At 45.7% G+C, this 22,234-nt stretch carries 20 protein-coding genes; 12 read left to right on the top strand and 8 right to left on the bottom strand.

Translation table 11 applies throughout. The features are described 5' to 3' along the window. The first annotated feature begins 120 nt into the window (after positions 1–120). A complete protein-coding gene (locus tag RIG66_RS15965) occupies positions 121–471 on the top strand; it encodes a helix-turn-helix domain-containing protein (RefSeq protein WP_446379640.1) in 351 nt (116 codons plus the stop codon). A 234-nt stretch (positions 472–705) separates the two neighbouring features. Here RIG66_RS15965 and fghA read toward each other — a convergent pair whose 3' ends face one another. After that, the gene (gene fghA / locus RIG66_RS15960; protein WP_446379638.1) at positions 706–1,563 is read right to left on the bottom strand and encodes an S-formylglutathione hydrolase; all 858 of its coding nucleotides are present in this window, start codon (positions 1,561–1,563) and stop codon (positions 706–708) included. Between the two features lie 787 nt (positions 1,564–2,350). Between fghA and RIG66_RS15955 the strand changes: the two genes are divergently transcribed. The 4 genes from RIG66_RS15955 (at position 2,351) to RIG66_RS15940 (ending at position 8,197) form a co-directional block, all read left to right on the top strand. Continuing rightward, a complete protein-coding gene (locus tag RIG66_RS15955) occupies positions 2,351–3,016 on the top strand; it encodes a hypothetical protein (RefSeq protein WP_446379636.1) in 666 nt (221 codons plus the stop codon). 260 nt (positions 3,017–3,276) lie between these two features. Continuing rightward, positions 3,277–5,358, top strand: a complete 2,082-nt coding sequence (gene ftsH / locus RIG66_RS15950; RefSeq protein WP_446379635.1) for an ATP-dependent zinc metalloprotease FtsH — start codon at positions 3,277–3,279, stop codon at positions 5,356–5,358. 208 nt (positions 5,359–5,566) lie between these two features. After that, the gene (locus tag RIG66_RS15945) at positions 5,567–6,937 is read left to right on the top strand and encodes a DUF1800 domain-containing protein (protein ID WP_446379633.1); all 1,371 of its coding nucleotides are present in this window, start codon (positions 5,567–5,569) and stop codon (positions 6,935–6,937) included. A gap of 171 nt (positions 6,938–7,108) precedes the next feature. Next, a complete protein-coding gene (locus RIG66_RS15940) occupies positions 7,109–8,197 on the top strand; it encodes a glycosyltransferase family 4 protein (protein WP_446379631.1) in 1,089 nt (362 codons plus the stop codon). A gap of 278 nt (positions 8,198–8,475) precedes the next feature. Here the strand turns inward: RIG66_RS15940 and sat are convergent, their stop codons facing one another. Together sat and mnmA are read right to left on the bottom strand one after the other, a co-directional pair. Beyond that, on the bottom strand, positions 8,476–9,648 hold the full coding sequence (sat, locus tag RIG66_RS15935; RefSeq protein WP_446379629.1) for a sulfate adenylyltransferase: 1,173 nt from the start codon (positions 9,646–9,648) through the stop codon (positions 8,476–8,478). A 427-nt stretch (positions 9,649–10,075) separates the two neighbouring features. Next, a complete protein-coding gene (gene mnmA, locus RIG66_RS15930) occupies positions 10,076–11,128 on the bottom strand; it encodes a tRNA 2-thiouridine(34) synthase MnmA (protein ID WP_446379627.1) in 1,053 nt (350 codons plus the stop codon). A gap of 480 nt (positions 11,129–11,608) precedes the next feature. Between mnmA and RIG66_RS15925 the strand changes: the two genes are divergently transcribed. The 5 genes from RIG66_RS15925 (at position 11,609) to RIG66_RS15905 (ending at position 16,757) form a co-directional block, all read left to right on the top strand. After that, positions 11,609–12,679: a diguanylate cyclase gene (locus RIG66_RS15925; RefSeq protein ID WP_446379625.1), complete on the top strand. Its 1,071-nt coding sequence runs from the start codon at positions 11,609–11,611 to the stop codon at positions 12,677–12,679. Positions 12,680–12,927: 248 nt separating this feature from the next. After that, positions 12,928–14,259: a sensor histidine kinase gene (locus RIG66_RS15920; RefSeq protein WP_446379623.1), complete on the top strand. Its 1,332-nt coding sequence runs from the start codon at positions 12,928–12,930 to the stop codon at positions 14,257–14,259. 528 nt (positions 14,260–14,787) lie between these two features. Next, positions 14,788–15,492 carry a DUF433 domain-containing protein gene (locus RIG66_RS15915; RefSeq protein WP_446379621.1) on the top strand — a complete coding sequence of 235 codons (705 nt, stop codon included), beginning with the start codon at positions 14,788–14,790 and terminating at the stop codon, positions 15,490–15,492. Then, the gene (locus RIG66_RS15910; RefSeq protein ID WP_446379619.1) at positions 15,489–15,770 is read left to right on the top strand and encodes a PIN-like domain-containing protein; all 282 of its coding nucleotides are present in this window, start codon (positions 15,489–15,491) and stop codon (positions 15,768–15,770) included. Before RIG66_RS15915 ends, RIG66_RS15910 begins: the two co-directional genes overlap by 4 nt. A 303-nt stretch (positions 15,771–16,073) precedes the next feature. After that, positions 16,074–16,757 (top strand): carbonic anhydrase, encoded by a 684-nt coding sequence (locus tag RIG66_RS15905; RefSeq protein ID WP_446379618.1) that lies wholly within the window; start codon positions 16,074–16,076, stop codon positions 16,755–16,757. A 486-nt stretch (positions 16,758–17,243) separates the two neighbouring features. Here the strand turns inward: RIG66_RS15905 and RIG66_RS15900 are convergent, their stop codons facing one another. Both RIG66_RS15900 and RIG66_RS15895 read right to left on the bottom strand, forming a co-directional pair. Next, complete coding sequence (locus RIG66_RS15900; protein WP_446379617.1) at positions 17,244–17,486, bottom strand: hypothetical protein; 243 nt, start codon at positions 17,484–17,486, stop codon at positions 17,244–17,246. Positions 17,487–17,681: 195 nt separating this feature from the next. Then, the gene (locus RIG66_RS15895) at positions 17,682–17,906 is read right to left on the bottom strand and encodes a hypothetical protein (RefSeq protein ID WP_446379615.1); all 225 of its coding nucleotides are present in this window, start codon (positions 17,904–17,906) and stop codon (positions 17,682–17,684) included. Positions 17,907–17,921: 15 nt separating this feature from the next. Here RIG66_RS15895 and RIG66_RS15890 point away from each other — a divergent pair, with 15 nt between their 5' ends. Then, positions 17,922–18,698, top strand: coding sequence for an MBL fold metallo-hydrolase (locus RIG66_RS15890; protein WP_446379614.1), 777 nt, complete (start codon positions 17,922–17,924; stop codon positions 18,696–18,698). Positions 18,699–18,794: 96 nt separating this feature from the next. Next, entirely contained in the window at positions 18,795–19,586 is a 792-nt protein-coding gene (locus RIG66_RS15885; protein WP_446379612.1) for a glutathione S-transferase family protein, read from the top strand. A 190-nt stretch (positions 19,587–19,776) separates the two neighbouring features. On the opposite strand, the gene RIG66_RS15880 is transcribed toward RIG66_RS15885, so the two are convergent. From RIG66_RS15880 to RIG66_RS15870, 3 genes are all read right to left on the bottom strand, one after another. Continuing rightward, positions 19,777–20,985, bottom strand: coding sequence for a 4-hydroxy-3-methylbut-2-enyl diphosphate reductase (locus tag RIG66_RS15880; protein ID WP_446379610.1), 1,209 nt, complete (start codon positions 20,983–20,985; stop codon positions 19,777–19,779). Positions 20,986–21,113: 128 nt separating this feature from the next. Then, positions 21,114–21,269, bottom strand: a complete 156-nt coding sequence (locus RIG66_RS15875) for a hypothetical protein (protein WP_446379608.1) — start codon at positions 21,267–21,269, stop codon at positions 21,114–21,116. After that, a complete protein-coding gene (locus RIG66_RS15870; protein WP_446379655.1) occupies positions 21,253–22,092 on the bottom strand; it encodes a GDSL-type esterase/lipase family protein in 840 nt (279 codons plus the stop codon). The genes RIG66_RS15875 and RIG66_RS15870 overlap by 17 nt, the downstream gene beginning before the upstream one ends. Positions 22,093–22,234: the final 142 nt, after the last annotated feature.

Below are 22,234 nucleotides of genomic sequence, written 5' to 3'. Positions count from 1 at the left end.
AGTTATTCGTCAGGCAATAGGGAAGGGAGAATACTGACGTGACACACCTTAATTGGTGAATTAGAATTACATCCAGAAACTGTAGGGGCGCATAATGAATTGAAGAACACTAATCCTATTATGTGGCAACTTAATGTCGATGGAGTCCAAAGTCTGATCGATGACTTTACCGCCCAGATGCAGGAGTATGAAGCTCTAATTAATCGGGATGAGAGCGAACCAATCATTTTTGAAATCGGTTCTCTTGCTCAGCTTCCCCGCATTTTGATTCAAGCCCGTATTGCGGCTAAAATTAGCCAAAAAGAACTTGCTCAACGGCTGGGAATTGAAGAGAGTCTGCTTCAGCGATATGAAGATAGAGAGTATGAATCAGCAACGCTGACACAATTATTAGAAATTAGTGGAGTTTTGGGAATTTCACTTCAACCAAAAACGATGGTTAGGGTGGTTGCACCGTTGAAGACGGCATAAACTGGGGTGAACTTGCGTAACCTAAGACAGCTTGAACGGCTGGATTCGCTAGGTTTTTGTAGACGTAATAGAGGGTTCGTTGATAGGGAGGGAATGCTTCGCTTTTTTATACGGAAGGGGGAGTTGGGAAGCACCTCCAAATAACAAATATATTCCGGTTCCCTCCCCTTGCAGGGGAGGGTTAGGGAGGGGTCTTTCCTTCAACCAACAGCATCCAACAGCATCGTACATATCTTAATCTTCTAGCTTTAACGCCTTTGCATGATGGCGAATGTGGTCTTCCACAAACGAGGAAATGAAATAATAGCTGTGATTATACCCTTCCTGGAAGCGTAATGTTAAAGGAACTCCGGCTTTTTCACAAGCTTGGGCAAAGATACCAGGAAGCAATTGCTGCTTTTCTAAAAAAGGATCGGCTGTCCCTTGATCAATAAGAATTGGACGCTTATATCCAACGGCTAACACTAATTCGCTAGCATCATAGATGTCCCAATCTTTTTCATCCTCACCCAAATAATGTGTAAATGCCTTTTGTCCCCAAGGACATTGTGTTGGTGCGGCAATGGGAGCTAAAGCCGAAACAGAGGTATATTGCTCAGGATTTCTTAAGGCACAAATCAGCGCCCCATGACCCCCCATAGAATGACCAAAAATGCCCTGATGATCAATTTGAGCCGGGAAATGTTGGGCAATGATTGCTGGTAATTCCTCAACGACATAACTATACATTTGATAATGTTCTGACCAGGGTTCTACTGTCGCATCGACGTAAAAACCCGCGCCTGTACCGAAGTCCCAGTCGTCATTTTCTCCCGGAATTCCCGTATCACGGGGACTGGTATCCGGTGTCACCAGCATTAATCCGTACTTTGCCGCAAACTTCTGCGCCCCCGCTTTTGCCATGAAATTTTCTTCAGTACAGGTTAAGCCCGAAAGGAAATAGAGAACCGGGACTCGTTCAGATTTGGCTTGAGGCGGTTGGTAAACAGCAAACCGCATTTTACTGTTGCAGGTTTGAGAGTGATGGGAGTAAAAGCCAACTGTACCACCGAAGCATCGATTTTGTGAGATAATTTTGGGGGCTGTGGACATAGATTAATTGTGTAGTGAGCAGCAGTAGATGTGGCTTTTTAAGTCGGCTGTTTTGATACCTGACGCACAACCCATACCCGCAAGAAGGCTAATAGTCGCTATTGATCCGATAAAGCATGAAGCAAGCGTCAGTCCTGTTCTATTCTCCCACAGACAGGGGATCATCGTCTGCTTTAGATTAGTGATTATTATGAATCACTGCTCAGGGGATCAAGTTGTCACAGGTTGAGAAAACGGCTAAGGTATCCGCGATCGCTCATCTCGAAAAATTTTTCCCTATCCCTTACCTACCCTAGCTTTCAATGAAGTGATAGGGAAAGCGCGATCGCAGGAGAGCGAGATGGTCTAGAATCGAAGCACAATCCGGATTGTGCGGCTATAGTAGAGTAGATTTACCTTGAATTCTAGACCTAAGGTAGCTTAAAATACCCACCTGGAAAAATTCTATCCCCCCTCCCAGGCTTGGCAGAGGGGATAGGGGTGAGGGCGAAACCTGTCTGTCAATTCCGAGCATTTGGGTTTAAATTGATACCAATATCAGGAACTATAGAAATTCTTATAACCCTGGTGATACTGCCTAGAAACGCTTTAAAATCCTTGGGGATGGACAATTGAGCCTTTCTCGTTTTCAATTAGAAAACGGACAACAGCTAGAGAACCCCCCCAATAGACTCAATGACGTATAAACTCATAAGGAGTCAAGTCTCACCAACGGCAGTCAGCCTGTATCAGTAACAATGAGTGGTAGTTCAGTTTTAAATGTGAGGTAAGAGTGATGAGTGATGGTATGGCATTCCTAACAGGGGCTGCCTTTGCGGGGGTAGCGGTTCTGTTTATGATGAAAGGCGGAGACAGTCTTGGCATTACCAATGCCCCTCCCTCTCAAACCGCTCAACTTCCACAGAGCAATCCTTATAATCCCTATAATCCGGCTTATGGGCAGAACCCGCAAATGCCAGTTCAGACGACACCGGGTTTTGCCGGTAATGATTTTGAACAGCAACAGGTTACAGTAGAACGCTTGAAAGGTATGCTGGAACAGCAACGCGCTGAAACGGAACAGCTAAAAGCTCAAGTGCAAAACCAGCAAGCGTTGATTGACAATCTTATGGGACAAACTAATCCCAATAATCCCAATAGTTTCATACCCCCTCGGATTGAAGCAGCGCCCCCTGTAACTCCTGTGCAGCAGTCTGAGCAAGATAATTCGATTATTTCCGGCTTGGTTTGGGGATTGGGTGGTATGGCGGTAACGATTAGTGGTGGTGTTGTCGTTGTGGGATTATTAGCAGTGCTGTCGCGACAACAACAACCCCGTCCATCTCGGACGACTTACGTTGTCCCCCATCCCTACAATGCGCTTCCTTATGCCCCCTCAGCTAGGCGGCGCACTGAAGTAATACCGCCTCCTCTTGATGATAGACAAGTGGATTATGTTGAATATGAGCGTTAGTCCAAAAAGGCAGAAGACAGAGGACAGAAGGCTGTAAGGTTTGTATCAAATTCGCATTGCCTAAACTGGGCTTCTGGAGGGGAAGGCTCACATTCCGGACGAGGTAAAACCATGTCCTCTTTCCGAAGTGAAGGTTCCGGCTCCTGGTGAATGAAGAATGCCCACCTCTTTAGGCTAGGGAGTGCTAACTTGCTACCCTAAAAATAGGAATTCTCCCATCCACCCAAGCCCACGGCATCAAGCGTGCAGATAACAAATGTATGAGTATTAAAGACAAACCGAAATCGCCCCACGGTCGCCAGATTGGTCTTATTCTATTGATTCTGGCGAGTGTATGCTTACTAGGGTACTTGTTTGTACCCAAATCTCCTCGGTTTCCCCTAGTACCCTATAGCAAATTTCTCGACCAACTGGACGACGGTAAAGTCACACGGGTTTCGGTGGGGGAAGACCAAGTGATTTTTCAGCTTAAGCCCACTCAAGATCCCCTGAAGGCGACTCAAGACTTGCTGCAAGCCACTCAAGATCCTCTCCAAGCCACTCAAGACTTGCTGGAAACGCCAGAACCGCCCCTAGACACAGAAGTAGAACCGGATCTGGACACACCCGACAATCCGTTAAATTCACCATCTGACGATCCGCTCAACCCAACCGATGAACTGCTCAACCCGGATGAGCAACAAGGACAAATCTATGCCACACTCAGGGTTTATGATCCAGACTTGGTGAACACGCTTCAGGAACAGGAGATTGAATTTTTTGCTGCGCCTCCTCCCAAAAATGGTTGGTTACTGAGTCTGTTAAGTTGGGTGGTTCCGCCGCTAATCCTCGTTGCCGCCTTTCAGTTTTTCCTGCGCCGCAATGACAGAGACGCTGAAGGTGCGCTTTCGTTTAGTAAAAGTAAGGCAAAGGTTTATGTAGAAGGAGAATCGGCTAAAATTACCTTTGCTAATGTCGCGGGGGCGGAGGAAGCCAAGACAGAATTAGTGGAAATTGTCGAATTCCTGCAAAACCCCGATCGCTTTACCGCAATTGGGGCGCGAATCCCTAAAGGGGTACTGCTGGTGGGACCTCCAGGAACGGGGAAAACACTCTTGGCAAAAGCGGTAGCTGGGGAAGCCGAGGTTCCCTTCTTTAGTATTTCCGCTTCGGAGTTTGTGGAACTATTTGTGGGTACGGGTGCGGCGCGGGTGCGGGATTTGTTTGATCAGGCAAAAAAGAAGGCACCCTGTATTATCTTTATTGATGAATTGGATGCGATCGGCAAATCTCGGAGTAGTGGGAATTTCCATAGTGGCGGAAATGATGAACGGGAACAAACGCTGAACCAATTGCTCACCGAGATGGATGGATTTGCGGCTGGAGATGCGACGGTGATTGTCCTCGCGGCGACGAACCGCCCCGAAAGCTTAGACCGCGCCTTGTTACGTCCAGGACGCTTTGACCGTCAGGTATTGGTTGACCGTCCTGATTTAGCTGGACGTAAAGAAATTTTAAGCATTTATGCCCAAAAAGTCAAATTAGGCGAGGATGTGGATCTGCACGCGATCGCAACTCGGACTCCTGGGTTTGCTGGGGCGGATTTAGCCAATCTAGTCAATGAAGCCGCCTTATTAGCCGCCCGTAAGCGACAGGAAACCATTGCTCAAGCCGACTTTGCTGAAGCCATTGAACGAGTCGTGGCGGGGTTAGAGAAGAAAAGCCGGGTTCTCAGCGATGTTGAGAAAAAGATTGTCGCTTATCACGAAGTTGGTCATGCTTTAGTGGGTGCGTTAATGCCAGGAAGTGGTAAAGTCGCGAAAATTTCCATTGTGCCACGGGGAATGTCTGCGTTGGGATACACACTGCAACTCCCCACAGAAGACCGTTTTTTGATGAATGAAGTGGAACTTCGCGGCGATATTGCCACCCTATTAGGAGGACGCGCCGCAGAAGAAATTGTCTTTGGTAATATCACCACAGGGGCGGCGAATGATTTGCAACGCGCCACAGAGTTAGCTGAACGCATGGTCACGACCTATGGCATGAGTAAAGTGTTGGGTCCTTTGGCGTATAATCAGGCTCAAGGCAATAGTTTTTTGGGCAATAGTGGCGGGAATATACGCCGGAGTGTGAGTGATGAAACGGCAAAAGCGATTGATGTGGAAGTGCGAGAAATTGTGGAAACCTCTCATCAGAAAGCCTTAGCGATTCTCAATCACAATCGCGATTTACTCGAACAAATTGCACAACAGATATTAGCAACGGAGGTGATTGAAGGGGAAAATTTACAAAATCTGCTGCAACAAGTGCGCCCAGTGGATAATTTTGTCGCCTTGGAGAATAATCGTGTAGCTTCATAGGGGAGATGGGGAGCTGGGGAAGCTGGGGGAGCTGGGGGAGCTGGGGGAGCTGGGGGAGCTGGGGGAGATGGGGAAGATGGGGAAGATGGGGAAGATGGGGGAGCAGAGGGAGCTGGGGGAGCAGAGGGAGCTGGGGGAGATGAGGTAGAGATTTCCTAATCAACAAATGACAAATGACAAATGACAAATGACAAATGACAAATGACAAATGACGAAATCCCTCCATATTCTAAATCGTCTCAGTTTTGGTGTTCGTCCCGGTGATATTGAACAAATCCAATCGATGGGGATTGAGGCTTATATTCAATCTCAACTTTCGCCAGACTCCATTCCCGAATCTCCCCAAATCACTCGCCAACTCAATCAATGGCGTACTCTAAAACTGACTCCAGTTCAATTACTCAGACAGTATAAACCTCGCCGCCAAAAACAGCGTTCAGAGGAGGAACGTCAGCAAGCTCGCCAAAAAGCTAAACAACCCTTACAGCAAGCAATACAGGCGCGATTACTGCGTGCGATCGCCAGTCCTCGGCAATTGCAAGAAGTAATGGTAAACTTTTGGTTTAATCACTTTAATGTTTTTGCCAGAAAAGGAGATATTAAATTCTGGATCGGTGTCTATGAACAGCAAGCCATTCGACCTTATGCCCTGGGTCATTTTCGGGATTTGCTAGCCGCAACGGTTCATCATCCGGCAATGTTGGTTTATTTAGATAACTGGCGCAATACTGCCCCCAATAGTCCAGGTGCAAAGGGGAGATTTCGCGGTATTAATGAAAATTATGCCCGTGAATTGATGGAACTTCATACTTTGGGTGTTGATGGCGGCTATAGTCAGGATGACGTAATTGCCTTAGCTTATATGTTAACCGGATGGGGATTGGATTTGGATGAGAATAAGGGGGATAGCAATGGCTTTTATTTCGATAGAAACCGCCATGACTATAGTGATAAACTATTTCTAGGTCAACGGATTAAAGGCAGTGGCGTAGCGGAAGTGGAACAGGCGATCAATACTTTGGCTAGCCATCCAGCGACTGCCCGTTATATTAGTTATAAACTTGCCCAATACTTTGTCGCCGATGACCCGCCTTCCGGTTTAGTGAAGCGACTGGCTAAGGAATTTTTGCAGACAGACGGGAATATTCGCGCTGTCTTAGAAACCCTTTTTAAACGTCCTGAATTTTGGCAGGCGAATGATTATGGTCGTAAATTCAAGACACCCTATGACTATATTATTTCCGCTGTCCGGGCGACGGGTACAAAAGAGCCAAATTTAAAGCGAATTTCGGGTATGTTAAATCAACTGAGTATGCCGCTTTATAACTGTTCCACGCCTGAGGGCTATAAAAATACTCAAGAGGCTTGGTTGAGTCCCGATGCGATGCTGCGGCGGGTCAGTTTGGCAACGGCGATAGCCCAGGGACGCTTGGGTGATAATCAATCGGTGGATGCGAGTCAACTTCTGAATACATTAGGTGATAGTATTTCGGCTCAAACTAAAAGGGAGATTGAGAATAGTCCCGAAAAGTTACGGGCAGCTTTGATTTTAGGAAGTCCAGATATTATGTATCGATAATGGCTCAATTAAACTCAGTAACAGTCATTGTTAGGCGCGTAAGCTTCGAGACTTACTAAGCGAAAACCATGAAGCAGGTCAACTTGTGTGGAGCAGTTATTGATAAATCTATTTCTAGATTAGCTCAACCTATACTGCTAATTGACGGGTTATTTTATAAGTCATAATTTAATGAATGATCATTCTCTAAAATTACTGCTCATTTCTAGTCCCGTGGGTCCCTTGGGTTCAGGATTAACGGGCGGTGTTGAATTAACCTTGCGTAATGTGGCTAGCGATTTAGTCAGACGCGGACATCAGGTCACCATTGTAGCAACGCAAGGGTCTACAGGTTGGGGTATGCCCCTAGTGGAAATTGGGGGAACTGTGCAAACTAGCGCTCAAACACAAACACGAGATACACCGATTATTATTCCCCCAGCTTCGGTTTTGGCAGGATTTTGGGATTACGCACGACAAGTACAATTCGACTATGATTTAATTTTCAATTTTGCCTATGATTGGCTGCCATTTTATTTAACGCCATTTTTTAGTCGTCCCATTGCCCATTTGGTGAGTATGGGTTCTATCTCAGAAGCCATGGATGAGATAATTGAGCAAGTGGTGATCGGGTTTCCGGGTACAGTGGCGGTTCATTCTCACGCACAGGCGGCTACCTATACTTTTGGCGATCGCTGTCGGTGTTTGGGTAATGGTATTGATATATCATGCTATAATTTCTGTCCAGAACCCAAACCGTGGTTAGGATGGGTGGGGCGAATTGCCCCAGAAAAGGGGTTAGAGGATGCAGTGGCGGCGTCTCATAAGACTGGGATTCCCCTGAAAATTATGGGAGTGCTGCAAAATCAGGACTATTGGCAACAGATTTTGCGGGATTACCCGGAAGCGCCGATTGATTATTTAGGGTTTTTCTCGACGAGTGAGTTGCAGGAACAGTTACGGCAATGTCGGGGATTATTAATGACGCCGCGTTGGGTAGAAGCCTTTGGCAATGTGGCAATAGAAGCCCTCGCCTGCGGCGTTCCTGTGATTGCTTACCGTCGCGGTGGACCGGCGGAAATTGTCGAGGAGGGGAAAACGGGGTTTTTGGTAGAACCGGATTCGGTGGCGGGATTGGTTGAGGCGATTAACGGATTGGATAGGATTAACCGCTATACCTGTCGTCAACAAGCCGAAGCCAAATACTCGACGCAGGCGATGTGCGATCGCGTGGAGCAGTGGTTGTACACTATTTTGATGGAATGGGACAAGAGAACTTGATCTCTGGCTGGCATAAGTAGGGTCTGCTGAATAAGTGGTGAGGTGAGGGGAAGATGGGGAAGATGCTGCTTTTAGGCTTGCATTGCAAGGTTTTTAACCGTCTAAGTAGTCGGGCAATGAACAGACTTGGGGAGCATCAAAAGCCTCATTTTTTTATCCCGAACCGCCAGAACCGACCCTAATCGCATCCTATTCTTACCTTGATCTTCCCTACACCCTACCCCCTACACCCCACACCCTACCTACCCTTCACATCCCTTTTCATCCCTTTAGGGATATCAATTTTCCACCTTCATCGCCTTCGCCAATTCCGCCGCGACTAAAGGTCGAGAAAACTGCGGCGGAGGTAACTCACCTTTACGCAACAGTTCCCTTACCTTGGTTCCCGATAAGTGAATGCGTTGATCTGGAGTGCTGGGACTTGTCTTGGCTGTTGCCATTGTCTCCGTCACTTCGCAGTAAAAGGCGTGTTCAAATTTTAGCGGAATAATCCCCAATTCATCCGGCTCAAACTCTTCAAAGATATGCTGAGCATCGTAGGTTCCATAATAGTCACCCACACCTGCATGATCCCGCCCCACAATAAAGTGAGTACAACCGTAATTCTTACGCACGATCGCGTGAAAAATCGCTTCCCTTGGACCCGCATAGCGCATAGCCGCTGGGTTAATCGCTAAAATCACCTGGTTTTGGGGGAAATAGTTATCCATCATAATTTCATAGCAACGCATCCGCACATCGGCGGGGATGTCATCGCTTTTGGTTGCACCAACTAGGGGATGCAGGAATAACCCATCAACAATTTCCAAGGCACACTTAATAATATATTCATGCGCCCGGTGGATGGGATTTCGGGTTTGGAAACCCACCACCGTTTTCCATCCCCGTTCTTTAAACAACGTCCGAGATTGAGCCGGATCAATTTGATACTTAGGAAACAGAGGATGGGGATACCGTTGCAATAACCAAACTGGACCGGCTAGATTCACGTCTCCTTGGTTATAAACCACCTTGACACCGGGATGCTTTTCCTCATCAGTGCGGTAAACATTCATCGCTTCCCGCTTTTTGTCATAGCGATATTTTTGCGTGAGTTCTAAAACGCCGACAAAGCGCCCATTTTGGTCATCCAGACGCACTAAGTCGCCTTCCTTTAATGGTTCAGCAACGTCCTCATTAACGGATAGGGTAACTGGGATAGACCAAGGTAAACCATTCGCCAGACGCATATTATCCACGACTGACTCATAATCCCCTTGCTCCATAAACCCGGTCAAGGGACTAAATCCACCGATCGCGATTAAGTCTAGATCAGATGCTGCCCAGGCATCAAGTTGCACCCTGGGTAGGGAATCCGCTTTCTCTAAAAATTCTGATCGCTGTTGTTCTGAGGCAATGCGATTGATAAGTTGACCCCCATGAGGGGCGATTCCATCCGAATGCTTACTCAATGTCTTTTCCTTTATTGCGTCAACTGCACCTCTAAAATAATCTGCTTTATGGGTTCTGGGCAATTATTCGTCTTATGTCATTCGTCTTATGTCATTCGTCTTATGTCATTTGTCATTCGTCCAGCTTACCCAGTTATAGCGGTACTAAGACAGGTTAGGACATTCTTTACTGTTCCCTGTTTCCTCTTGGACGCGATCGCAAGATTTTCTGGTACACTTATCACCATGGAAAAATGTGCCTGCCTATAACCTCTTCATTAAGCCTTTCAGACCAAGATCAGAGAAATCGCGATCGCACCCTGTCTCTGATATAGTCTTTACCGATGACAATGGAGCCTATAGCCTAAATCAGGACACGATGGTATCGTGTCCCTACCCAATCAATTCTCCCGTAGGGGTACGGCATTGCCGTACCCTTGGTTTAAGGCTACTTTCGTTCAATAATTCCGCCGCCTAGCAGCATTTCCCCGTCATATAAGACGGCGGCTTGTCCGGGAGTAATGCTAAACTGCGGCTGATCAAAAATCAGTTTCATCCGATTCCCGTCTAGGGGAATAACCGTCACATCCACCGGACGACTGCGATAACGGACTTGCACAGACGCCTGAATTGGAGTCGTTGGCGGATGAATCGAGACCCAATTGACTCGCCCCACGGTGCAATCAGGTTGAGTTGCACTAGCGCGATCGCCTACAATAACACGATTCGCCCCTGCATCAATCGCCACAACATATAAGGGTTCAGGTGCAGCAATGCCGAGTCCTTTGCGTTGTCCAATCGTGTAATGGTGAATTCCTTGATGCTGACCTAAGACTTTACCGTTAGTATCAACAATATCTCCCGTGGTTTGGGAAATATACTGATCCAGAAACGTCCGCATTGAACCATGGGACTCAACTAAACATAAGTCCTGACTTTCTGGCTTCTCAGCCGTCTTGAGTTGATAGTCAGCCGCAAGCTGTCGCGTTTGCGTCTTCTGGAGTTCGCCTAAAGGAAATATCGAGGCGGCGAGTAAGTCTTGGCTTAAGTCATACAGGAAATAAGACTGGTCTTTATTCGAGTCTACCGCCCGCAGCAACTGATAGCGATCGCTCTTGGCATCATAGCGAATCCGCGCATAGTGACCCGTGGCAATTTTATCAATGCCTAACGTCTCCCGTGCATAAGCCAACATCGGACCAAATTTAACCGTTTTGTTGCACTGAGAACAAGGCAAGGGCGTGATTCCCGATTCATACCCCGAAACCAGATAATCGACGATATTTGCCTGAAAAACCTCACGACTGTCTACAATATGATGAGGAATGCCCAGTTGCTCACAAATAAACGCCGCATCGACCATCCCCTCAGAACAACATTGACCCTTGCCTTTCATTAACCACAGGGTCAGACCAACGACTTCATAGCCTTGATGATGTAGGGTAGCGGCGGCAACTGAACTATCAACTCCACCGGATAGACCGACGACGACTTTATTCATGACATGAATGGACAACTAATCCTTTTGAAACATCAATTGTTGATCTAGGCTAACATCCCCACCTGCTAAGTAGTCGGACTTTCATTCAAGTTGACGGTTGAGATTAGGCAACAGGCAACAGGCAACAGGCAACAGTAAGGGTTTGAGGCTTGTTAACATTTCTTCGTACAGCGGACAGAATTTATGTTCAGGTACTTATTTAGGGTTCGTCTGTCATACCTGTAGTTCACTGCAATACAAATATTACCCTTTTACCATGGTTATCCTTGTTACGTTGGATCTCGTACCTTGACCTAACCTACTTACTACCCGTTTAGCCTTCTACTGATTACTTTTTAATAACCCAATCTTAACCTTGTTTTATTTGCTTAACTTAATGTAAATCTATTGAGTAAAAATGTATAATTTAAATCCGAACTATTTACAAATCGGTGTTAAAATTTTATTTTTAACAGTTGCTAGAGAGAAGAGAGAACCCTTATGGATTCATCGATGTATTCTATACAACAGCCATCTATGCAACTTGAGACATCTTACCCAGAGATAAAACAATTGAGTGTAAATGCGACACTGCAAGAATTACCTCTCTATAATTTTCAATTTGAAGCATCTCAACCTGGAGAGGAAGTGGCTCAGATATTCCAACAAAATCCTGTATTACCAGGAGTTATTTTAATTGAACAGGGGAGATTTATGGGTATACTTTCGCGGCGACGGTTTCTGGAACAGATGAGCAGTCCCTATGGACTGGAACTCTTTTTGCGGCGACCACTTAAATCATTATATCGTTTTGCCCAGACTGAGGTGTTAGTTTTAACCGGAGATACCCAAATTGTTACAGCAGCACGTCATTGTTTAGAACGTCCTCCCGCCTTACTCTATGAACCAATCGCTGTGGAGTTAACCACCCAAACCTACCGCCTATTAGACGCCTATCAATTATTAGTGGCTCAGTTGTATATTCATGAACTAGCCACCCGGTTACTCAAGCAGCTTTATCAGGAGTTAGAAGTCGCCAACCTGCAATTAGAGGAACTCGCCAAGTCTGATGGTTTGACTGGGGTTGCTAATCGTCGGCGATTTGATGACTATTTACAAACCTGCTGGAAACAACATTGTGTGGGAAACTCTTGGCTGTCGCTAATTATGTGTGATGTAGATTGTTTTAAATACTACAATGATACTTACGGTCATCAGGCGGGTGATGATTGTTTACGAGAAGTTGCATCGGCTATCCAGCGTCAAGTTAAGCGTCCCGCAGATTTAGTAGCGCGTTATGGGGGTGAAGAATTTGTGGTCATTTTACCCCTGACTCCTCTCGATGGTGCAATTCAGGTGGCTCAAGCGATTGCAGAAGCGGTGCGGACTTTAAACATTTCCCATGCAACCTCTTTTGTGAGTCACTGCGTTACGTTGAGTATTGGCGTCGCCAGTACCATTCCTAATCCACGCAGATCACCAACAACCTTGACCGCAGCCGCCGATGCTGCATTATATCAAGCTAAATCAGCCGGACGCGATCGCGTGGTTGTTCATACCCATTGGCATTAATTCTGACGGATAACTTTAACCGTCTCTAGTTTATACCAGGGATTCTCTACTTAAATTGGATCGATTTTCCGTATTAGCTTGGTCTTTATTAAAGTTTAATCGTTTCTTAAAACGATATTAACGTTTCAGGGCATCTTCATTTTCTAGAATATTTCGTACCAACCAACTATTAAATCATTTTACAAACCATAAGACAAATAGTTGATTGTGGGTTTATATGAAAAATAGAGGTTTAAATTTATAGGTTTATGGTTTCTCTTCAAGACTACTACCCCGACTTATGCGTCTTGCCCCAAGCCGAGACCGCTAATCTGACGTTGGATTCTACCATCCGAGAACTTAATCTCTATCACTTTCAGGTGGAATCGGTTCAACCCGGTAGAGACGTGGCTCAATCGTTCCAATTAAATCCTCTATTACCCGGAGTTATTCTCACCCAACATAGAAAACTTGTCGGGATGATTTCCCGAAGGCAGTTTTTGGAACAAATGAGCAGTCCTTATGGATTAGAACTGTTCTTAAAACGTCCGCTGCACTCGTTATACCGCTTTGTCAATGCAGATATTTTAATCCTCAGAGGAGATACAAAAATAGTTGATGCGGCTCGTCGTTCACTTCAGCGTACACCAAAATTTGTTTACGAACCCATTATTGTAGAACTAGAGTCAGGAACCTACCGCTTGCTAGATGTGCATCAATTACTCGTGGCTCAGTCGCAAATTCAGGAACTCACCACCCAGCTTTTGCATGATCAAACTCAAGCTCAAATGATTCAAACCGAAAAAATGGCAAGTTTGGGGCAAATGGTTGCTGGGATTGCTCATGAAATTAAGAATCCAGTCGGGTGTATTACCGGAAATTTTGAATTCTTAGATGATTATTGTGACAAGTTAATTCAGCTATTGACAGCCTACGCCGCAGAAGTTCCCCAGCCATCAGCAGATTTAACTCAACTCAAAGAAGATTATGAACTCGATTTTATCTTAGAGGATTTGCCGAAAGTCCTGAAAAGTATGCAATTAGGCTCAGAACGATTAACCAAAATTGTTGGTAGTCTGCAAAACTTCTCACACATGGATGAGTCGAGACATCAGCCTGCGAATATTCATGAGTGCATTGAAAGTACATTAATTATTTTAAATAATCGACTTAAAAAAGGAATTAACATCATTAACAATTATAGCAAATTGCCATTGGTTAATTGTTCATCGGGTCAACTAAGCCAAGTTTTTATGAATCTGATTAGTAATGCTATTGATGCCCTGACTGAAAAGGCAGAAAAAGCTGGGAATGGGTCTGGCTCATGGCAGCCTCAGATTGAAATTAATACTCGCCTAGTGCAACAGGATAAAAGGGACTGGGTTTTGGTACAAATTAGTGATAATGGTTCAGGAATAGCACCCAATATTCAAGAACGAATATTTGAGACATTCTTCACGACTAAGCCAGTCGGAAAAGGGACAGGATTAGGGTTGGCGATTACTCATCAAATTGTCACTGATAAACATAACGGAAAGTTGTTAATGCAGTCGCAGTTAGGAAAAGGTACAACCTTTGAAATTTTATTACCATTAGAGTAATCAATCTGTAACCATTGGATAATTATCTTGCGCCTGTTCGAGCTTCTTGAAAGCTTTCGGCTTCACTTTCATCTCACCAGATGACCAGGGAATTGAGGGTCAGACAGGTTATGGGGTGTAGGGAAAAATTGAATTCTACTAGAGCATCGGTAAGCGTAATAGCGGTTTGTGGAGACGTTCCACGGTCACATCTCTAAAAAAGGGGTATTTTGTAGCTTTTGTTACAGTTTTTTAGCGAGTCTCGTATCGATTTCGATTACTGTATAGCGCTACGCAGACACGTTAGGACATCAGTTAATCCTAGTAATGACCTGATAACAGGCAATAGAGAACTGTAGGAATATCCTAACCTGCCTTGGTAAGGCTATATCACCCCTTCAGGTGTGTTAACCTAACCTAGCTTAACTCACCATTACCACTATGGATAGCGTAGCTGTGTAAGTCCTGACTATTTTTACCTTAAGGATTTAATAAAACAGAGGCATTTAGGCTTAAAATAATAACAGATAGAGGTTAAACAACATCACAATGATTGATATTTATGGCGGTAAAGATCCACGCGACATTCCCACCTACTCGGCTGGGGACGCATCCCGCTACTTGAATATACCATACTCAACCATTCGGTCTTGGACAGTCGGCTATAAATACAAAGTCACAGACGGCAATAAACAATTTGAACCCGTCATTGCCATTGAGAAAAGAAAACCCTTAATACTGACATTCATCAACCTAATTGAAATTCATGTTCTCAGAGCTATCCGCCAACATCATCACATCGACTTAGCAAAAGTCAGAGTGGCATTAGATTACATCAACAAAACAATTAATATCCCCCATTCTTTCGCACATCAAGAATTTTATACAGATGGTGTTGATTTATTCATTGACCATTATGGCTCTCTAATTAATGCCTCACAGGATGGTAAAAGAATCCTGAAAAATGCATTAGAAACCCACTTAGAAAGAATCGAAGCCGATGAGAAAGGTTTAGCCATCAAGCTATTCCCATTCACCCGCAATCAAGAAGAAAATAACCCACGTTTTGTGGTGATAGACCCGCGTGTCGCCTTTGGTAGAATGGTCATTGCAGGTACAGGAATTCCTGTAGATGTCATTGGCGAACGATTTTATGCTGGTGATTCTTCCCAACAGCTTGCCGATGACTATGAATGTGAAATCCAGAAAATCGAGGAAGCTATACGCTGTGTGAGTCGCCCTGTTGCTGCATGAATCTAAAGCCAAAAACAACTGTCTTTTTCATTGATCGCTGCTTAGGAAAACATCCCATTCTAGAAATGCTGAGAGAAACAGGGGTTAGCGTCGAAATTCATGATGATCATTTTCCACAAAATACCTTGGATCAAGACTGGATACCACAAGTTGGAGAATGGGGTTGGATCATCCTAACAAAAGATGCACGCATTGCCAGAAATACCATAGAACGCCAAGCTGTAGCCAGTGCAGGCATTCGGATGTTCAACCTTGCCTCAAGTCTGGAGAAGAAATAGCGACCGCCTTTCGAGATGCCTTACCATCCATGCTGAAATTCATTTCAGAAAATCAGGCTCCTTTCATTGCAAAAGTGTATAAAGATGGCAAAGTGGTGGCTTGGAAAGACGCAACCGACTTACTCGATGAAATTGAGTCTTGAAACCATGGCTATGCAATGGTTTCGATGCTTTCCGGTAAACAATATTACTTGGACTTTCGACTATAGCAACCCTAAATAGGTTGTAATAAGTAAGATAATTGGTACACTTGTGTGGGATCATAGACAATGATGTCCCCTTGTCTTGTGGAAAAGTTGATCAATGAAACAGTTAATTCAGGGTCTGCATGAGTTCCAGACCAATTACTTTACAGCGCACCGGGAGTTATTTGAGTTACTTTCTCAAGGACAACATCCGCGAGTTCTGTTTATTACTTGCTCCGATTCCCGGATTGATCCCAATCTAATTACCCAAACCAAACCCGGGGAAATGTTTATCATCCGTAATGCGGGGAATATTATTCCTCCCTATGGAGCGACGAACGGTGGAGAAGGTGCAGCCGTTGAGTATGCTATTCATGCATTAGGTATTGAAGATGTGATTGTTTGTGGTCATTCCCATTGCGGTGCGATGAAAGGATTGCTGAAACTCAGCAAATTGGAAGAGGATATGCCAATGGTTTACGAATGGCTCAAACACGCGGAAGCAACGCGGCGGATTATTAAGGAACATTATCAAAGCTACGAAGGGGAAGACCTGCTCAATGTGTCTATTCAAGAGAATGTTCTTAACCAATTGGAAAATTTACGCACGTATCCGGTAATTCAGTCTCGACTTAAAGCCGGAAAATTGCAACTTCATGCTTGGGTGTATGAAATTGAATCGGGAGAAGTTATGGAATATAACCCGGTTCAAGGTCAGTTCATACCACCAAGAACCCAATTTGCTAGAGCCACTTGGATTACGCCAGAACAGCAAGAGCGTATTTTTAAAGGCTCTTATTAATTGTCATTGGTCATTTGTCCTTTGTCAGTGGGATATAGTTTACCATTGACGCAGGCAAACCATTTATTCTTAAGTGTTTCTGGTTGTTAAAACCAGTCCCAATTTGATCAGGAAAAAGGACATGAAATCAGGTAGGGGCACGGCATTGCCGTGCCCTTAGGGTTTCGATAAATTGAATCCCCTCTTACTCAACAGCAAAAGGGGAAAGTTTACATTCAACTTGTTTTCCCAGCGAGTGGGAACAGTTCGCTCAGGGAGCCTTACGGAGACTGGGTTTCAGCGTTCGACTGAGCGCTCACGCCGAAGTCCGCCGAATCGACACCACTGATAAAATTATACGCCATCTGCCCAAAAATTGAACCCAACACAGCCCTCAAACCCTATCCCCGTAAGCCATCGACACCACTCGACAGAAAATATAGGGTTTCAGCGATTTGGCGACTGGTGTCGATTTGTCGATTTCACCGCTATCTTACAAGGTGTGTTTTAGTCCGATGAATCAATCAACGCTTTAATGACGCCGATTTTAGCTTGGGAGACTTTTGACCCTAAGGTGGGATTAGTCGAACCAATAAAATATTCTCCAGTTGGCAGATAATGTAAGGCTAATTCAGGATAGGTAATAATCTCCCAATCTTTATAGACTTCGGTCTTTTCATGACTATGGCTGGGTCGATTACTTTCGTAACACCAGCCTGCGGCAAGTAATTTTTCGATTAGGGTTGACATGGAAAATCAGCTAATTAATTCTCGGATAGAAATTTCGGGAAGCTGTCATGCATTGACATTGGATATCGATGAATGCTACTGACTTAGGTTTGGTGGGCAATGCCCACCCTACGGTAGGGTTTAAATGCTCAACAGTTCCGACTAGCTTTTGGTAGATTTCCCTGTATTCGTTTCTACCCTAACATTCGTCATTTGTCATTTGTTAGGGAACAGGGAACACCTCGACTTCGCTCGGTGTGTCACAGGGAACAGGGAACAGGTAAGGTAGAGTTTTGAGTTAACTTCCCCATCTCCCCCATCTTCCCCATCTTCCCCATCTTCCCCATCTCCCTCATCTCCCCCATCTCCCCCATCTCCCCCATCTCCCCCTAGACAACGGGCAGAAACTTTAAGAAACTTTACAATTGGGAGAGATGACACTATAGTCGGACTGCCATGCACCTAACCTACTTCGGCGCCAATAGCTGGCTACTCGAACTTGGGCAAAAACACATCCTGATTGATCCCTGGCTTGTGGATTCCCTAATCTTTAGCAATCTTCCCTGGTTGTTCAAAGGCGACAAACCTCCAGCCTTGGATGCACTTCCTGATCAGATAGACTTGATTCTGCTGTCCCAGGGACTCGATGATCACGCCCACAAACCTACCTTGGAAAAGCTGGACAAGACGATTCCCGTCGTGGGTTCAGAGAATGCAGCAACGGTGGTGAGAGAGTTGGGCTATACTCAGGTGACGCCGTTAGCCTTTGGTCAAACCTTCACCCTCGCTGACCAAATTGAAATCCGCGCCTTACCAGGGGCACCGATTGGTCCTTTTTTGCAGGAAAACGCTTATCTGGTCAAACAGTTAGAGAGTGGTACAAGTCTCTATTATGAACCTCATGGGTATCCACCAGATCAGTTAAAAGAGTATGCTCCCATCGATGTGGTGATTAGTCCCGTGGTGACGTTGGAATTACCTGTGCTGGGACCGATTATCCAAGGTCATCGTACCGCACTGCAACTGGCACAATGGGTGCAACCCCAAGTGTTTCTACCCACAGCCGCCGGAGGTGGAGTTGAATATGAGGGAGTCCTAGATTCCCTGTTGAATCAGGTTGGTAGTCTGGAGGAGTTGCGATCGCAACTGGCACAGCACAACCTATCCACTCAGGTGATTGACCCTCAGCCAAACGAAGCGCTGGAACTTAACCTGACACCTCAAATGGCTTAGTATTTTGCACATTCTTGTCCGGAGTTATTGGTTCAATTTAGGCAATCATCAAGGACAAAGGACAAACGATCAAACTAAACCCTAAGGAGATAAATCATGTTGGAACTGTATCAATTTGAAATGTCGCAGTTTTCGGAAAAAGTGCGGCTGATTCTAGATTACAAAGGGCTAGCCTATCGCAAAATTGAAGTCACTCCCGGAATCGGACAGCTAGACTTGTATCGCCTATCGGGTCAACGGCAAGTCCCGGTTCTCAAAGATGGAGATACCGTCATTGCTGATTCGACTGCGATCGCGATGTACTTAGATCGCAAGTATCCCGACAAGCCCCTAATTCCCACCGATCCCCACCAACGCGCCCAATGCTTGCTGATGGAAGAATGGGCAGATGAATCCATTGGTGTCAAAAGTCGTAAAGTCTTCTATGGGGCATTAAGTCACAATCCCAGCTATCGCACATCAGTATTACCCAAAGATACACCAGATTTCTTCAAAACCGTTCTGGGTGGTGTTCCGGCAGAAGTGTTTGAGGTTTTGGGGATTGGTTTCGGTTGCAGTGCAGACGCTCTCAAAGACGCCAGAGACAGCCTGAAGCAAGACTTAGAAGCCCTCAGCTTAATCTTGTCCGATCGCCCCTATCTGGTTACAGACAGTCCCTGTTTAGCTGATTTTGCCGTGGCTGGGGTGAGTTTACTGCTGAAATTTCCTGAAGGTTCCTATCTGGATTTGCCTGACACCCTTAAAGGGAAAGGGATTCCTGGTTTAGCCGATAGTAGCGTGTATCAAACCTTCTTCGACTGGCGCGATCGCCTCTATGCTGAGTATCGCACGCCATTGACCACAACGGGAACCAGCGATTCGCAACCAACCTCGATTGAGATTGAGTGACATCCTCCCATCCCCAAACCCCTGTTAAGATGAATGGCACTGACTTAAGCTGGGTTCGTAGTAGGCACGAAGCGTGCCAGAAGCGCTAAAGCGCTTACTACAAACTCTAAAGTCAGTGGCATTCCTGTTAAGATAAACGTCAGCGATTTAAGGGCATGGCACTACCATGCCCTTACTCAACGAACCAAAATCAAACAGCTACCGGAGTGGCTTTCAACTCAAAAATCTTCTCAATGGCATCTTCAACCACCTTATCGGGTGTAGATGCTCCAGACGTTACACCGACAACAATTTCACCATCTGGAAGCCAATTTTCCGTCACCGTCATATCTTGATGCAGTACCTTGTGATCAATCCGATTCCCCGGACCAATTCGCTCAGCGCTATCGATGTGATAAGAGGGAATTTTCCATTCAATGGCAATTTGTTGCAGTTGCGTTGTATTGGATGAATTAAAACCACCAATCACAACCATTAAGTCTAACCGTTCTTCCACCAACTCCAACATCGCATCCTGTCGTTCTTGAGTGGCATCGCAGATGGTGTTAAAACTCTGGAAATACTGATTTAGCTGAACCGGACCATATTTTTTCATCATCGTGCGCTCAAACAGCTTACCAATTTGCTCGGTTTCGCTTTTGAGCATGGTGGTTTGGTTAGCGATGCCAACATGCTCCAAATCCCGCTCTGGGTCAAATCCTTCGGACGTGGCGCGGCTGAATTTTGCCAAAAACTCGCCCCGATTCCCACCATTGAGGATATAGTCAGCGACATATTCGGCTTCTTGTAGATTCAGCACCACCAAATATTTCCCAGCAAAGGAACTGGTGGCTATGGTTTCTTCGTGCTTATACTTGCCGTGGATAATGGAGGTGTATTCTTTTTTCTTATGCTTCTCCACCGTATGCCACACCTTGGATACCCAAGGACAGGTGGTATCGACAATCTTACACTTTTTATCATCGAGCAGTTGCATTTCCTGAACGCTAGCACCAAAGGCGGGTAAAATTACCACATCACCCGCACCAACGATGGAAAAGTCTTTTGTCCCATCTTCAACGGGGACAAAGTTGACGTTCATATTCTGTAGGCGCTGGTTGACGGAGGGATTGTGAATAATTTCATTTGTCATCCAGATGCGCTCAGTGGGAAAATGTTGGCGAGTTTCATACGCCATCGCTACAGCGCGTTCCACACCCCAGCAAAAGCCAAATGCCTCTGCCAGGTGAATGGTCACATTTCCCCGTTTGAGTCGATAGTTATTATCGCGGATTTCTTGAATCAAGCTGCTTTGATATTCAGATTGAAGCTGAGTCGCCACCTCAGCATCGTGACCAAATCCCTTACGGTGATAGTTTTCTGAACTATGGAGTGAACGTTTGAAGGCTTTTGTATCCATGAAACTTGTTTAGCAGATGAGTGTATACAATTCTTAATTCCTTTCGATCATAAAATGAATCCGGTGAGTCAGTTGTCATTTGTCATTCATCGTTCGTCATTGGTCAAGTCGGGGCGGGTTTAGTTATATCAGGGTGCAAAGCAAACGTTAGCAGTAAAACCCGCCCCTACAAGAGACTTTCCATCTCCCCCAGCTCCCCCAGCTTCCCCATCTCCCCTATCTCCCCCATCTCCCTCACCTTCCCCATCTCCCTCACCCCATCCCTCGTCACAAACCGCTATCAAGAACAAGTTGATCCGTAACTTGTAGGGCATAGTGCCAAATTAAATAACCTTGAGGACTCAGGTGCAAGCCGTCGGTACTCAATTCCATGTTCAGATTGCCTTCGGTATCGGCGAATAGGGGATAGAGATCCAGGTAAATGACATCTTCCGACTCCGCGATCGCTTTCAATCGCTGGTTAATCTCGACGATACGACGATTGGGGATTTCCATGAGGCGATCGCGCCCTTCCCAGGTGGCGTTTTCCCCGCTATGGGGCAAAATCGATTGGACGATAATTTTTGCTTCAGGATGAGTGCGCCGCAGGTAACGAATAATTAGCCGTTGGTTAGCTAAAATCGTCTCATCTGTGATCCCTCGAATGATGTCATTGATGCCAATCATCAAAAAGATGATATCCGGCTGGGTTTGATCTAACACATCCAAGCGATTCAGCAATCCGGCTGTCGTTTCGCCAGAGATTCCCTGATTCAGCCAGGTTCGTTGCGTGGGTAGCATCTCATTGGGAAACCAGAGACTGATGGAATCTCCCAGGAGGATAGCTAAATCCTCTGGCTTCTGATCCACCATCACCTCAGCTTCTTGCTCCAGCAGCGCCACCCACTGCTGGTAATTGAACTGGTGGCGGGGTCCGAGTTCGGGGACAAGGGTAGGGGTTGCTTCTGCTTCTGGAGCCGCATCAGTGGCTAGAGACTGGCTAACCGCAGAAGGGATAGCTCCTTGGTATTGGCGCAGCAATACTCCCGCGATCGCTAGCACCAGTAAGCCATTGACAGCGAGGGAGAAAACCGCCCAAATTGGAAAGCTTTTCGAGGTTGTGGACACTTGTCTAGATTCAGCATCGGCTCTCTCATCAGATTGTAGTCCTATTCCCCTTTTGCCGATCATAAAAACCATGACAAAGGGGCAATTCATGAATTGCCCCTACAGGATGTTATTGGCGAATTAACTAGCTTCCGTCTAACCA

Origin of the sequence: Coleofasciculus sp. E2-BRE-01 (genome assembly GCF_040221695.1) — a bacterium.
Taxonomy (GTDB): Bacteria; Cyanobacteriota; Cyanobacteriia; order Cyanobacteriales; family Coleofasciculaceae; genus Coleofasciculus.
This window is presented reverse-complemented; position numbering and strand designations above follow the sequence as displayed.